This is a genomic window from Sulfolobus acidocaldarius DSM 639 (assembly GCF_000012285.1).
GTDB lineage: Archaea > Thermoproteota > Thermoprotei_A > Sulfolobales > Sulfolobaceae > Sulfolobus > Sulfolobus acidocaldarius.
Genome location: NC_007181.1, coordinates 2073134 through 2086706 on the forward strand (window position 1 = coordinate 2073134; position 13573 = coordinate 2086706).

Consider the following 13573-nt stretch of genomic DNA (forward strand, 5'->3'; position numbering starts at 1 on the left):
ATCTACTCTATAGAAATTCTCAAGGGGTAGTTAAAGTTTGAAACTCTTATCCTCCCACCCTTTTTAGGAGTCCCTTCAAGATAACAGAACAGACCGCCATTTACACCTTTAAACCTCAGTAACCCTATATGAACAGGCTCAGTCAATTTTTGTCCATCGTCATTTTGATAGATTGTGGTGAATGAGTCCAAATACGCATCATCCAACTTGAGTTCAACATATTCCTCTATCTTTGTGAAACAGTCTTCACAGTATATTCTTGGCGGTAGATAGACTTTCCCACATTTCTTACACTTACTTCCCACTATTTTATTCTCCTTAAGACCTTGGAAGAATCTCTCTCCAGCTGGTCCCACTGTATATTCGTATTTCTCAGCTTCCATTATGTCATACCATTTCAGTAAACTTCCTTCCTTACCCTCTTTTTCCCACGACATTTAGATCACCTTAAAGCATTGAATATCCTCTATACTAGCTTTTCTTTCTTCTTTTGGTCTCCATACTGCCTTAACCCTCTTTCCAATAACGCTCATGTTCCTCACCTCTTCGTAGGAAACACATAGCCTGTGGAATATTCCAGGATAAACGAAGTCTCTGGGATTGGATGGAAGCAATCTTATGACTCCTACCAGTTCTGGTTCGGAAATCTTCTCCCTAGTCCAACTTATAAAACTAGCAACTGCCGTCATTACATAGCCCTCGTCCATTACTTCTACCCAGATATCAGTGGGTCTAAAACACTCGTCACAATACATCTTAGGCGGAACGTAAATCTTGCCGCATTTAACACATTTCCTTCCCAGAATCTTTCCCTCCTTTAGACCTAAGAGATATCTGCTTTGAGCCTGACCTGCAGTATAGGCATACTTTGCGTTAGGTTTATATGGAATTAATACGTGCTTATGTAATTCCTCCTCTTTTAGAGAAGTAACCACTTCTTCTCACCTCAATTACGCATAATAATAACTGTGGATGCTTGCATAAGATCGCCCCATGCTTGGGCTAAACCAGTGTGAACTGGTTTCTTTACCTGCATCTTGCCTGCAGTGCCCTTTAGTTGCCAATATATACTGATAACTTTCATAAGACCTGCAGCTGCTATGGGATTGCCAACTCCCAGGAGACCTCCACTTGGGCTACTAGGAATATCTCCATCAATATCAAAGACTCCCTCTTTCAGGAGTTTAGGTGCTTCTCCTCTCTTTGCAATTCTTAACCCCTCAATGTGATGTAACTCTTTATAATCGAACGGGTCATATGGCTCTATTACGTCAAGTTCTTTGTACGGGTTCTCTATTCCCGCCATTTTATAAGCCATCCTTGCGGCAAACTCTAAATACCTAGGATATGCAAGGTCTCTAGCGGGCCATTCTGTATTATCCAGTGTCCAACCCACTCCATCAACCCAAATTGGTGTATCAGAGTATCTTCTAGCCACATCTTCAGACGCCATAACCATTGCTGCTCCTCCATCACTTACAGGACTTATATCCAAAAGCTGAACTGGCCATACCAAAACTTCGCTATTCAGAACATCATCTACTGTTATGTTTCCTCCCAACTGGGCATAAGGATTATTTGCTGCGTTCCTCTTGTTCTTTACAGACACTAACGCTATTTCCTCCTTCTTTATTCCATAAGTAGCCATATACCTATGCATCTCCATAGCGAATATCCATATTAAGTTTGGGTTCAATGGTTTTTCTAAAATAGGATCCCATATATATCTAAATACTGATTGTGGGTGAGGTCTTGCAGGACTCATCTTCTCTTCAGCAACGACAAGCACAGTATTACACATACCACTTGCAACATGATACCAACCAGTTATAGCAGCCATAACACCAGTAGCTCCGCCCACAAATACTCTGCTCGAGGGCTTTCTAATGCCACCTGAACCATGGGATAGGTACTCTCCCTTTAGATTAACTCCATCGAAGGCATCAGGAGCACTTCCTATCACCACGCACTCTATGTCCTTTAACTCTAATCCTGCCTCTTCCAATGCCTTACTAGATGCTTCCCATGCTATCTCCTGAGGTGTCTCAAGTATTCTTCTCCTGAACTGTGTCATCCCAGCACCAATCACTGCTACCCTCTTATTCAAATGTATGTTTACCTTCATGGTCTTTCCACCACCACAACAGAACCTGTAAAAGTAGGGATCCCTCTCCAGGATCCAACAAGAGCTCTATCTCCTTTTCCACTATTTATGTAGTCTATTGCGTCTAGTAGAAGAGAGAACCCTGCAGCTTCCAACGGAACCCCTTTAGACAGATGACCGCCTAGAGGATTAACCGGTATTTCGCCTTGTGGATGTAAATTACCCTCTCTCAGATCTTTAACTGGTTCTTCTGAGATCCCTAATGCCTCAAGATGTTGTAACTCTTTATAACTGTATCTATCGTCAACAAATACCGCATTGAAGTATTTTCTCGGCGAGTCAATCTTACCCATTCTATATGCCATATTTGCCGCTAGTTTCATGTATGTAGCTTTACCCATATCTGAGGTCTCGGCATTGACTGAATCTGTTGCATATCCAACTCCCCTTATTATTAGATAGTCATCCCCCTTAACTCTCTTTGCAACCTCCTCAGAGGCTATCACAATTGTAATTGCTCCATCCACGAATGAGGCAATATCTAGTCTAGTTAAGGGGTACACCACATACTCATTATGTCTAAGAATCTCATCTACTGATAAGTTACTGGCATAAGATGATCTCACAGACTTAAGCCCAGCCTTTTTGTTCTTTTCTACAACTAAAGCTAAGTCCTCCCTTGTTACTCCTTTCCTTTCCATAAATTTCACTGCATCTATTCCTGCGAGAAAGTGAAAGTTAGGAGGGTTTAATGTCCTTAAGTAAATCGGATCCATGGCAAATTTCACTAGGTCGGGGAATGTTAGAATATCACTTACCTTGGAATGACCTTCAATGGCAACGACATCTGCTACACCGGCGTTAATATGCATTATACCATGAGCTAAACCCTGGATTGTATCGCCTGCAACGGTCATAGTTGGTCTCATTGCCCCTCCTATTTGATCTGGAGCAAACTCGTCGCTTATAGATATTCCCTCCCAAAAATCCTCTTGGCATGATATAAAAGAATCAACATCTGTTCTTGGATTAATATCTCCTGCGTCCTTATATGCCCTCGACGCTGCCTCAAATACCATTTCTCTGAAGGACACTTCTGGTGTAGTTGGTCTAAAACCATACCAACCCACGCCAATAATGGCTGTTCTATTCAGAAAAACCACCAATTAAAATTAAATAATTATTATTATTAAAAATTTTTGTCTAGATATCATCCAGCGTAGGAATTCCGTATTTTTCAACATATTTGGAAATAATATGCCTTTGAACCTCGTCTGTGCCTTCGCCAATTCTCATTAACCTCACGTCCCTGTAGATTCTCTCAATCTTTGTACCTTTCGCATACCCCATCCCTCCAAATATCTGTAAAGATAGATCCACAACTTGGTTTGCTACCTCTCCAGAAAGTAACTTAAGCATCGAAGCGTAAACTCCCTTGGTATTAGAGTTTTCCTCAAACTTCTTACTGACCTCTTTCATAAAAGACTTGACTGAGGTAAGTTTTGTAATTGAATCAGCAATATACCACTTTATTCCCTGAAAAGAATATAACTTACTACCAAAAGCCTCCCTATTTAGTGCCCAGCTTAAGGCTTCTTGTAGTGCAGATTCTGCTAAACCGATTGATATACCACTTATTGCCAATCTTCCAACCTCTAACACAGTATTTACCATATCCCAGCCCCTATTAATCTCCCCAACAACTTGAGACTCGTCAGCCTTGCACTCTCTAAATACGACCTCAGATGTCCCAGTGCCTCTGTTACCCATAACTTCAATCTTCCTGCTCTCTATACAATTACTCCTAGGTAATAGGAATACAGATAACTCGCCTCTCCTTGACCCAGTCCTAGCTACAGTTATGAACAGATCAGCGTAAATTCCCTGAGTTATCCACATTTTACGTCCTGATATTACCCACTCTCCATTTCTCCTCTCAGCATATGTTTTCATGGAGCCAACATCACTACCACCTGTGGGTTCGGTCAACGCAAAACTACCTATCATTTTCCCTCTGCTTATAGGATCAAGAAACTGTTTCTTCTGACTCTCATTAGCAAATAGTCTGAGCATTTCGCCTACTAACTCTCCCTGAGCATCAGCAATTAGAGCCACGGAACCGCTAACTTTAGCCATTTCCTCTAACGAGATGACCATATCATAATAGGATAAGTTGTTCTGTAAAGGGACAAGATAGCCAAGCTCCCCTAGCTTTTCCACAATATCCCTCGGATAATAATCCTCTCTATCTACCTTCTCTGCGATTTTCTCTACTTCTCGTCTGAGGAATTCTCTTAAAGAATTAACCAAAATAGTTGTTTCGCTCATATTCTTAAATTAGAATTCTTGTATTTTAAAATATTTGTTTTAAACAAGCAAAAGATAAATATAACTTTTTCTTAACTATATAAAATGAATTGGAGAATATATTCTTTAGAACAAATTAAATCCATGAGCAAGTATGCCATGGATGATCCCACGAGCTTTTGGAGGGATAAAACTGAGTATATCACTTGGTTCAAAAAGCCTGAAAGTATTGTAGAGGGGCAAGCACCATATGACAAGTGGTTTGTGAGAGGAACCACAAATATCAGTTATAACGCCGTAGATAGGCATATTCCCAGTAGGAAAGATAAAGTGGCATTTTACTGGGCTAATGAGAGATTTGAGACTAAGACTGTGTCATATCTAGATTTGTACAATGAGGTGAATAAGGCAACATATGTACTGCAAGAGCTGGGAGTGAGAAAAGGAGATAGTGTATCACTTCTATTTCCTAGTATTCCGGAGGCAGTATTTTTTAGTCTTGCCGTACACAGATTGGGTGCAGTACTTGTAATTCATTATGTAGGATTAAGCCATGAGACATTAGCTTATAGGTTAAATGACTGCGGATCAAAGGTGATGGTTGTTGCCTCGAAGGGGATTAGAAACGGTAACGAGATAAGAATCAAGGACTTTGTGGACAAATTACTTGACTCCCATACCACACCAGTAAAGAGTGTGCTTGTAGTGTCAAGAGGTTACTCGGATTTTGAAGTTAAACAAAACAGGGATATTGTATATGAGGATGTAAAACCAAAGGGAAAGGTGTACGTTAGACCAGAGGAAGTGGAATCAAACGAGCCCGGTACTATTTACTATACTTCTGGTACCACTGGTAAGCCTAAAGGGTTATTCCACTCTCACGCCGGTTATACCATAGGCTTAAACTGGGCTTTTAGGGCACTTTTAAATCCTCAGGATAATGAGGTGTGGTGGACAGTATCTGAATTAGGGTGGCCTGTTTGGCCCATGGCTAACCTATACACAATTCCAGTAATGGGAATTACAGGAGTCCTATTTGAGGGATTCATAGGATATAAAAGGGATTTGTTCTCTAGGGTCATAGAACGATTTAACGTAAATTACGTATGGAGCTCGACCACTACACTTTACACTCTTAAGAGTTTAGGTGAAGAATCTGTAAAGTCAGGAGACACTTCGAGCTTAAAGATCATTCTTAACACAGGGGAACCGCTAAATGTAGGGGCATGGAACTGGTTAACTGAAAACATGCCTCATGTGAAGATCGGTGACGCTTATTGGATGACAGAACACCTTATACCCATAGCCTGCACACCATATGGATTAGGAGAGATTCCTTACAAACCTGGGTCTGCTGGTATAGTATTCCCAGGTACATATTTCACGGTAGTAGACGATGATGGAAAGCCTTTGCCACCAAAGCAGAAGGGATACATAGTGGTCAAACCTTTAAATCCTGCCACAGCTAAGATGTGGAATGACCCCACTTACGAGAAAATAAAAGATAAATATTGGTCTAGATTCCCAGGTTACTTCTATACAGGGGATTACGGATATGTAGATGAAGACGGATATCTTTTTGTACTGGGAAGAGCTGACGACGTGATAAGAAGTGAGGGAGAAAGAATAGGAACCCTTGAGGTGGAAAGTATAATTGGGACCTATCCTCAAGTTGCAGAGACTGCAGTTGTGGGAACAACAAATTCTATTGTGGCTTTTGTTGTTCCTAAGCAGGGAGTTAACCCAGATGATGTTTTAAGAAATGAAATCAAGAACTATTGTAGAAACTCTGGATATATTGTAGATAAGGTGATATTTCTTAAGAGGTTACCAAAGACTAAGAGCGGAAAGATTATGAGAAGATTATTAAAGTCAATTTTAGCTAACGAGGATCCGGGTGATGTTTCAACTCTAGATGACATCAAGATTATTGAAGAGTTAAAACAGTCCCTTAGCCAGACATAAAGCAAGACGAAATAATTGATATTTTTTATTTTTATCTGAATTTTCCTTGAATACTTTTCATTAACTAATATTTGCCCTTCAGTCTTTTTCTAAAAATTAATTCTTTTCTTTCTTAACTGAATACCTTACCTTACCTCTTTCCCTGATTTCTTCCACATATCCTAGCCTCACGAGTTTCCTTATCCTCCTATATATGGTGGATTTAGGTAAGCCAGTAAGTCTCATTATTTCTGTTAAGTTATTCCCTCCCATCTTTATGGCTTCTAAAATCATTGTATCTCTCTCATCTAGTGTTTCATTGGATAAATTTACCTCTTCATCCTCAGCTCCCTGCGTGACGATCTCGACATTTCTCCTCCTGAATAGCCTAACCAAGAAATACAATAGAACAGCGTCTATTATCACAAGAGCTATGATTATGGGGAATACTAAATTGTTTTGTTGTGAAACTGTAACTTGGGGAGAGGGTGAAGATGCATAAAGTAAAGTAATTTGAGACACATTCTTGAATGTCAAATTATATAGATTGTTAACCACTGTAAAGCTACTGGGTTGAGGAGAAATGTAATTTAACGTGGCATTTATGGGAAGGAGAACAATAACGTTAAAACTGTTATTTTCTACCACGTTAATAACTCCTTTAGGAAGAACTGTATTGTAGACTACGTATATACTCCCTGTAATATTGTGAAAGTACATGTAACCATTTACTATTGTGTAACTTGCACCTGTCACCCTAATGTCATTATAACTAGAACCTATCAGCTTGAACTGGTTTACATTATTTAATGTCGCCACAACAGTTCCGTTATAATATATTATGATTTGATTGTTCAACTGTGAAGATGAACTAGACACCACGCATGTAAGGAGTATTAGTAGAGTTAGCAGAACCCCAAGTTGTAATGAAAACCGCATCTTAGCTTAATTTACATAAAGGGCTATTTAAAGAGTTAGCCATAATTTACGTAAATTGTGACAAAAAGACCATATATCGTTTATTTACGTATAGAAATACTTTTTATGATTTAACAGAAAAATTTTACTAATATTTTAAACTCAAATACCAAAATATATTTAATTTAAAAAAAGATATATGTCTTTATATTTTTAGTCTTCAGATTCGTTTTCTTGTTGAGCAGGATGGACTATTATGAGAGGCTCTCTCTTAACATTCAAGTCTCCGTGAGGATGCTCACTAACGGTATAGCTTAATGTGACTACCACATTGTATTTTCCAGTAGTGAGGTTTAACGCCTGATGGTCATTATCTAATGACAGAGTCACTACTTTTCCACTTATGTTCAGTGTAACATTGAAAGAGGAGAACACATTATCTAGTTTTTCCTCATGTAACAATTGAAATACATATGTTCCATTAGCATTCACTATTAATGTAGTATTCAGCTTGATCTCTCCGCTCTGTCCGGGTTTTATGTTACCAAGGCTAAAGAATATTGGTGTTAACTGTATTGAAGAGTTGGAGTTGCTAACGCCTACTACATGGTAGGATATATATGCTAGTGGTCCGTATCCTGATACTCCTGCTACTAATACTCCGGTTGTTAGACCTATTACGGCTAATGCTACCAATAGTATTGGTTTCATCAATTATGTTATTGTCGTTTAGTCCTTATTAATACTCCCTTGTTTCACTGTTCCACTGTTCATGAAACTGAAGTTTTAAATAGAATTTATTAGTTCAAAAACTAAAAGACAATCGCGTATAGAATAGAATTTAGGCTCCTATCATGTTATCATAGATCAATTTTGAAAAATGACCAAAAACGTGATATATTTCCAATTAAATTCTGTTCCACTTCTCGGATGGAACTAATACTTATATAGAATTCATGGGGAATTATGAATCGTGGAAAAACAAACACTATTGATAATACTACTGATAGTCACAATATTGGTAAATGCATTCTTAGGTATTCAAGTGTACTATCTGATTCATCAATCATCTCATCCTAATGCCCAAACTCCTCTCAACGTGTCAGATCTCCAGATAGTTAGCCAATCATCAAGTAGTCAGAACACCACGTCGTCTAACAATATGCAGACCAGCAGTATGTCCACAACTGTCAACAATAACTCTGGACAAACATATAATTACTCACTTACAGTTAAATTCACTTTACACATTAGAGATCCAGGTGTCTACTTGGTAGTGATAAATCCCAAGATATATTTCTATCACCTTTACGTTATATTGTATCTGGAGGACGGTAAAGTAGTATCTCTGAATCTCGATCATACTGCCCAGAATATAACAATAGACAGTAAAGACGTAAAAGTGACACTGTATATTTATGCTGAAACTAATCAGCAATTATCTCCTAAGAAGCTCATAGAAGAGATAGGTCTTTCATTTAGCTTTGTATCACCCTCAGAAGACACTGAAAATGATTTCATCTTAGTTCTTCCTAAAATTTCATTTGATAGTCAATCCTATGACGGAGTAATTTTCTTCTGATTTTTCAGCCATTTTTAACAACTAATTATGATTGAAACACATTCTATTGTAGTTAAACTCATGTTAACACAGTTAAAGTATCCCGAACTTTTTCGGACAAAGTTTTATTAGGAGGTTTTTACAATTACGACATGGCGTAAAGAAATGATTGATTTGGCTCCAATCGCATTAGGATTTTTGGCAGGGGGAACAGTGGCAATAGGAAGTATAGGAATAACTAAGACTAATATAAGTAAAACTAAGACAGCTTACCTAAGTGTATTAGCAGCAGGTATCCTAGCATATATAGCCTTAGACACTGGACAGGCAGCATCTGAGGTTATAGAGGGATACTTAGATCAGAAGCAATTATTCCTCTTCGGTGTTGGGATTGTTGTTACTTCGATTGCACTCCTTGGTACGTGGTTACTTCTAGCCTCTTTTGACAAGACTAGAGGACCCGCAGAGGCAACACATAACACACCTGTTATATTAGCAGCCGCATTGGGCTTCCATAACATAGGAGAGGGATTTGCTATAGCAGCAGCTTTATTGGGGGGAGCAGTAGCATCTGCTATAACTTTCACAATAGCCTTTGGTGTCCACAATGCTACAGAGGGTGTTGCAATAGCATCTCCTGGAAAGTTGGTGAGGTCAAAGTGGTTAAACCTTAGGAATGTGGTGGTACTCTCGCTGATTGCAGGTTTACCAACAATGTTGGGTGCATCAATTTATTACATTGGTATACAAAATCAGCTATTCTTGGCAACACTTAACACAATAGCTACTGCAGCTTTAGTATTTCCAATGATAAGGATAAATATGATAGGTGCATCAATGCTAGGTGGCTTTAACGTTAAATTCTGGACTTGGTTCTTCCTAGGAATAGCAATAGCATACGGTTTAGAAAGCTTAGTTACATTGTCCATGAGTTAAGGAACCGAAAATAATTAGGAGTACAAATGCACTTGAGGTTTTTAGCCTATTTCGATAATTTCCAATAGGCTCTCCTAAAATATACCAAAGGCGAGAAATCCTCTTTAAATATTTTTCCATCAATAACCTCTCCAATAATTATACTGTGGTCGCCTACATCGTGAATCTGATACTTTCTAGCCTCAAGGTAGGCGTAACTTTGGGGAAATATGGGGGAGCCCGTTTTCCCCTCTTGGACTTCTATACCGTCAAAACGTTCCTTTACGTCTTTAAAAGCAAATATATCAAGTAGTTTTTCATTGTCAACAAAGTTTATGACGAAACCGTTACTCTCCCTGAAGGGCTTATCATTCCCTTTTATTCTATCTGCTGAAAACATGATTAGTGGAGGGTTTAAGGAGAGGGAGTTAAAGGTATTTATGGTCATACCTATATATCTTCCGTTCCAATTTGTAGTAACTATGGCTACGCCTAACGGAAAGTTCCTCATAACGTTTCTTAGCAGTTCACTCATATGATAAAATCCTCTCAAAAGGATATATTAAGTGATTTATGGAACGGGTTTTATGGATAGCTACATTTTTTAGTAAACAAGAGAAGAAATATATGCGATAAAAGTGAACGGAGTAGGATATTTCATATCCCATGGCTCTCCAATGATTCTTGTGGAGGAAAACCCTTGGAAAGGACACTTGGCTGACTTAGGGAAGGAAATAAAGAACAAGTACGATCCAGAGACAGTGATTATTTCAAGCCCTCACTTCTTCTCTTGGGGTGAAGGCAATTACACCGTTATTTCTAAAGACCTAAAATGTATACAAGATTACTTTGGTTTTCCAAAGGAACTTTACGAGTTCTGTTACCAGGCTGAAAATGATGTTGAACTTGCAAGTGAACTAATAAAGGAAAGTAATGGTATGCTCAAAGTTGAGGAGAAGTGGGGACTGGATCATGGTGCATGGATCCCCCTTTATTATATGTTTCCAGAGGATAAGCCAAAAGTTGTCCCAATTTCAATCTCTTCTGCTAGTCCCAGAAGACACTATGAATTAGGTTCTATCATCAGAAAGGTCTCAGAAAAACTGGGCAGGAGGACTTTATTCATAGCCACTGGTTCACCTACACATAGGCTGGACTTACTTTACTTTAACCTTAAACCACGTGCAACGAAGTTTGACGTTTTACTTATAAAGCTCATAAATGAGGGAAAGTTCGAGGATATACTTGACATGGATAGTAAGTATCCTAAGGAGTATTCCTCAGCGACCCCTGAAGGAGATCTGAAGACACTTCATACTCTCCTGGGGTTTGTGAGACCTACAAAGGCTAAAGTCCTAGGATATGATATACCTTGGGCTGGCGTCAGTATGCTTAGCGCATTATTTGAAGAGTAAAACAATAAAAAATAAGAGAGAAGATGGGTCACTTAGTAATCATATCAATGCTTAAACTACTTCCCTGAAAGTCTCTACTCCTGCGTCTTCATTAAAGCGGACATAGAACTTATACTCCCTACCACCTCTCTTGGAGACACATGTCCTGCCACTACTGTAGTTTCCATTTATCACTAACTCGTCAATCCTATCCCAACCTGTTCTCTTCTTAACCTCCCTTAGCATATTTACGAACTCGAGAGCGCATATATCACAACAGAAGAAGAGTTTTTCCCCATCTATCTCCTCATAGTAGTCTCCCCAAGTTCCTCCACAAAGTGCACAACCAGTTTCTTTAGTTCCTGCTGTCCTACCATTTACAGTTATTTTCATAAGTTATACACCTTCTTTACTAACTCAGGTTCTATTTCAAAACCTCTCTCTAATCTTGCTAATAAATATTTCGAAAAGGCATCAAAGGACCTTAGTACAATAATTTGAGCTTGCTCTTTTAATCCCAATTCCTCAGCATACTTCTCTCCAAGTTTTAATGCTTCAGAGGCATGGGATACATCAGCCTCATATCCTTCCCTCAAGAAATCTTTTACCTCTTGAGGGTACCTATCTGAGGAAAGTATCTCAGGATTGAAGTAATGGACTTTGGCACCGTATTGCCTTAAACTTCTGTCAGCTACTAATTCTAAGCTATGCATAGCGAGCATAGTTTCTAACCATGTTCTTGTCTCAGCCACTCTTCTCCAGAAATTTATTGCGTTTCTGGTACTTGGTAAGGGAGTCATAGAGAGAATTTTCTCCCGTGGCATCCCTAAAGACTCTCCCATCCTAAGGAGTAGCTCATAATGTGATGGTCTTACCCCATAGCCTATGAACTCCACCTTAATATTTTCAAGTTCATATTCCATTACATCGTCCTTATCAGTCTTAAATACTATAGCAGATAGTACCTTCACCCAGTTTTTAAGAAAGTGTTGATGCTCTATAACGTAACCTAGCAGAACACCTCTTGTAGGATTTTGCATGGCTGAAATGAAAGGATGAGGGTTTTCTCCGTAAAACCTCTCTATAAATCTCTTTCTTATCCATGATGATAGCTCTGCGGGTTGACTGAAGAAATTCTCAAGAGAAACCTTTAGCTCTTCCCTGTTCATTCTTTCATAACTTAAATTTCGATTGAGCCACATAACATGGGACGGGTCACTCTTAGAGTTTGCCATTAATTCAATATGACCAGCTAAATCTCCCCACGTCTCAAATTTCATCTCACATGAGGGACATAAAGGCATACATAAACTATTAACATGGTAAAATAAAAATTAAGTATTAAAATAAACATTTATAAATTGAAAGTAGAAGTCAATTTTTTCTTATAGAGATAAACTATATGACCAATTTTCATTTCTAATCAGACTGTATTTTCAGTAGTTTATAAATAGAGTGTGTAGTGACTTCTAATTATTGTTTTAAACGATTATATCATTTTTCTATAGCTAAAAATATAAACAACTCACATAAATTAATAGAGTATGGGCTATATAGATGCACATACTCATGCGTGGTTCAGGGAATTCTTACCTCAAAATTTTTCCTCAAAAAATGCAGGTTATGAGTTTAAGCCTCCTTCTCTTCAACAAGTCCTAAAGGAAATGGACTCAGCGAACATTGACTACATAGTTATCATAGCTTATCCAGCAAGAGAACTGTGGAATATTGATGAAAGTATTGCTATCCAGGCTATAGACTTTCTTAAACCCTATGGCGAAAGGTTCTCAGTTGTAGGTGGTATAGAACCTAACAAGCTTACTGTTGAAGAGACCAAATATTGGCTGGGAAAACAATACGAAAAAGGAGTAGCTGGCTTTAAACTGCATCCCGTACATAGCTGGGTAAAACCTAACGCTTATAGAGAAGAAGAGGGAGGACTTAAACAGTTGGAAATAATGTATCAGTTTGCAGAGGATCATAACTTACCTGTAATAATTCACACAGGTACCAGTATGTTCTTAAGGGCAAGAAATAAGTACGGCGATCCCATATATATCGATGATGTTTCTGTAGACTTTCCCAGGCTGAAGATAGTAATGGCTCATATGGGAAGACCTAACTGGGTTCCCACTGCTTTTCAGTTATGCCGAATTAGAAGAAACATATACGCGGAAATCTCATCTATACCACCAAAGAAGATTTTGGATTATTTGCCAAGAATTGAAGAAATTTCAAATAAAACAATTTACGGAAGTGATTATGGTGGACCAGGTACAAAGGGACTTGCAGAAAATTTGAAAGAGTTCTTGTCATTAAACATTGAAGGAAAGGAAGACATAGCTGATAAAAACCCAAGATCTCTCTACAAGACTCTGAAATAGTTTCGCTATGCAGACCTCTTCTTTATAGTATATTATTCTAAATTTT

General features: G+C 38.5%; 15 protein-coding genes. 5 read left to right on the forward strand and 10 right to left on the reverse strand.

Annotation, left to right across the window (positions count from 1 at the left end):
* Positions 1-2: 2 nt before the first annotated feature.
* Genes SACI_RS10780 through SACI_RS10800 form a run of 5 tightly spaced genes read right to left on the reverse strand, consistent with a single transcriptional unit; the run spans position 3 to position 4432 of the window.
* Entirely contained in the window at positions 3-437 is a 435-nt protein-coding gene (locus SACI_RS10780) for a Zn-ribbon domain-containing OB-fold protein (RefSeq protein WP_011279018.1), read from the reverse strand.
* Positions 438-935, reverse strand: coding sequence for a Zn-ribbon domain-containing OB-fold protein (locus tag SACI_RS10785; RefSeq protein WP_011279019.1), 498 nt, complete (start codon positions 933-935; stop codon positions 438-440).
* Positions 936-946: 11 nt separating this feature from the next.
* Positions 947-2125 (reverse strand): thiolase domain-containing protein, encoded by a 1179-nt coding sequence (locus SACI_RS10790; protein ID WP_011279020.1) that lies wholly within the window; start codon positions 2123-2125, stop codon positions 947-949.
* Positions 2122-3270, reverse strand: a complete 1149-nt coding sequence (locus SACI_RS10795; RefSeq protein ID WP_011279021.1) for a thiolase domain-containing protein — start codon at positions 3268-3270, stop codon at positions 2122-2124. The genes SACI_RS10790 and SACI_RS10795 overlap by 4 nt, the downstream gene beginning before the upstream one ends.
* 37 nt (positions 3271-3307) lie before the next feature.
* The gene (locus SACI_RS10800; RefSeq protein ID WP_011279022.1) at positions 3308-4432 is read right to left on the reverse strand and encodes an acyl-CoA dehydrogenase family protein; all 1125 of its coding nucleotides are present in this window, start codon (positions 4430-4432) and stop codon (positions 3308-3310) included.
* Positions 4433-4516: 84 nt separating this feature from the next.
* Here SACI_RS10800 and SACI_RS10805 point away from each other — a divergent pair, with 84 nt between their 5' ends.
* Positions 4517-6376, forward strand: coding sequence for an AMP-binding protein (locus SACI_RS10805; RefSeq protein WP_011279023.1), 1860 nt, complete (start codon positions 4517-4519; stop codon positions 6374-6376).
* Between the two features lie 96 nt (positions 6377-6472).
* Here SACI_RS10805 and SACI_RS10810 read toward each other — a convergent pair whose 3' ends face one another.
* Both SACI_RS10810 and SACI_RS10815 read right to left on the reverse strand, forming a co-directional pair.
* Positions 6473-7294 carry a helix-turn-helix domain-containing protein gene (locus SACI_RS10810; protein ID WP_230937906.1) on the reverse strand — a complete coding sequence of 274 codons (822 nt, stop codon included), beginning with the start codon at positions 7292-7294 and terminating at the stop codon, positions 6473-6475.
* A 192-nt stretch (positions 7295-7486) separates the two neighbouring features.
* The gene (locus SACI_RS10815; protein ID WP_011279025.1) at positions 7487-7984 is read right to left on the reverse strand and encodes a hypothetical protein; all 498 of its coding nucleotides are present in this window, start codon (positions 7982-7984) and stop codon (positions 7487-7489) included.
* Between the two features lie 262 nt (positions 7985-8246).
* On the opposite strand from SACI_RS10815, the gene SACI_RS10820 reads away from it, so the two are divergent.
* Both SACI_RS10820 and SACI_RS10825 read left to right on the forward strand, forming a co-directional pair.
* Entirely contained in the window at positions 8247-8855 is a 609-nt protein-coding gene (locus SACI_RS10820) for a hypothetical protein (protein ID WP_011279026.1), read from the forward strand.
* A gap of 144 nt (positions 8856-8999) precedes the next feature.
* Positions 9000-9770: a ZIP family metal transporter gene (locus SACI_RS10825; protein ID WP_011279027.1), complete on the forward strand. Its 771-nt coding sequence runs from the start codon at positions 9000-9002 to the stop codon at positions 9768-9770.
* 46 nt (positions 9771-9816) lie between these two features.
* On the opposite strand, the gene SACI_RS10830 is transcribed toward SACI_RS10825, so the two are convergent.
* Positions 9817-10284, reverse strand: a complete 468-nt coding sequence (locus tag SACI_RS10830) for a flavin reductase family protein (protein ID WP_011279028.1) — start codon at positions 10282-10284, stop codon at positions 9817-9819.
* Between the two features lie 103 nt (positions 10285-10387).
* Between SACI_RS10830 and SACI_RS10835 the strand changes: the two genes are divergently transcribed.
* Positions 10388-11164 (forward strand): DODA-type extradiol aromatic ring-opening family dioxygenase, encoded by a 777-nt coding sequence (locus SACI_RS10835; protein ID WP_011279029.1) that lies wholly within the window; start codon positions 10388-10390, stop codon positions 11162-11164.
* A 51-nt stretch (positions 11165-11215) separates the two neighbouring features.
* Here the strand turns inward: SACI_RS10835 and SACI_RS10840 are convergent, their stop codons facing one another.
* Entirely contained in the window at positions 11216-11536 is a 321-nt protein-coding gene (locus SACI_RS10840) for a TA0938 family protein (protein ID WP_011279030.1), read from the reverse strand.
* A complete protein-coding gene (locus SACI_RS10845; RefSeq protein WP_011279031.1) occupies positions 11533-12447 on the reverse strand; it encodes a C2H2 type zinc finger domain-containing protein in 915 nt (304 codons plus the stop codon). The genes SACI_RS10840 and SACI_RS10845 overlap by 4 nt, the downstream gene beginning before the upstream one ends.
* A 240-nt stretch (positions 12448-12687) precedes the next feature.
* On the opposite strand from SACI_RS10845, the gene SACI_RS10850 reads away from it, so the two are divergent.
* Positions 12688-13527: an amidohydrolase family protein gene (locus SACI_RS10850; protein WP_011279032.1), complete on the forward strand. Its 840-nt coding sequence runs from the start codon at positions 12688-12690 to the stop codon at positions 13525-13527.
* Positions 13528-13573 lie beyond the last annotated feature (46 nt).

Excerpts from the sequence above, each read along its gene's own strand:
- SACI_RS10780 (WP_011279018.1), bottom strand. The coding sequence starts at position 437 with ATGTCGTGGGAAAAAGAGGGTAAGGAAGGAAGTTTACTGAAATGGTAT.
- SACI_RS10790 (WP_011279020.1), bottom strand. The coding sequence starts at position 2,125 with ATGAAGGTAAACATACATTTGAATAAGAGGGTAGCAGTGATTGGTGCT.
- SACI_RS10800 (WP_011279022.1), bottom strand. The coding sequence starts at position 4,432 with ATGAGCGAAACAACTATTTTGGTTAATTCTTTAAGAGAATTCCTCAGA.
- SACI_RS10805 (WP_011279023.1), top strand. The coding sequence starts at position 4,517 with ATGAATTGGAGAATATATTCTTTAGAACAAATTAAATCCATGAGCAAG.
- SACI_RS10810 (WP_230937906.1), bottom strand. The coding sequence starts at position 7,294 with ATGCGGTTTTCATTACAACTTGGGGTTCTGCTAACTCTACTAATACTC.
- SACI_RS10815 (WP_011279025.1), bottom strand. The coding sequence starts at position 7,984 with ATGAAACCAATACTATTGGTAGCATTAGCCGTAATAGGTCTAACAACC.
- SACI_RS10825 (WP_011279027.1), top strand. The coding sequence starts at position 9,000 with ATGATTGATTTGGCTCCAATCGCATTAGGATTTTTGGCAGGGGGAACA.
- SACI_RS10830 (WP_011279028.1), bottom strand. The coding sequence starts at position 10,284 with ATGAGTGAACTGCTAAGAAACGTTATGAGGAACTTTCCGTTAGGCGTA.
- SACI_RS10840 (WP_011279030.1), bottom strand. The coding sequence starts at position 11,536 with ATGAAAATAACTGTAAATGGTAGGACAGCAGGAACTAAAGAAACTGGT.
- SACI_RS10845 (WP_011279031.1), bottom strand. The coding sequence starts at position 12,447 with ATGCCTTTATGTCCCTCATGTGAGATGAAATTTGAGACGTGGGGAGAT.
- SACI_RS10850 (WP_011279032.1), top strand. The coding sequence starts at position 12,688 with ATGGGCTATATAGATGCACATACTCATGCGTGGTTCAGGGAATTCTTA.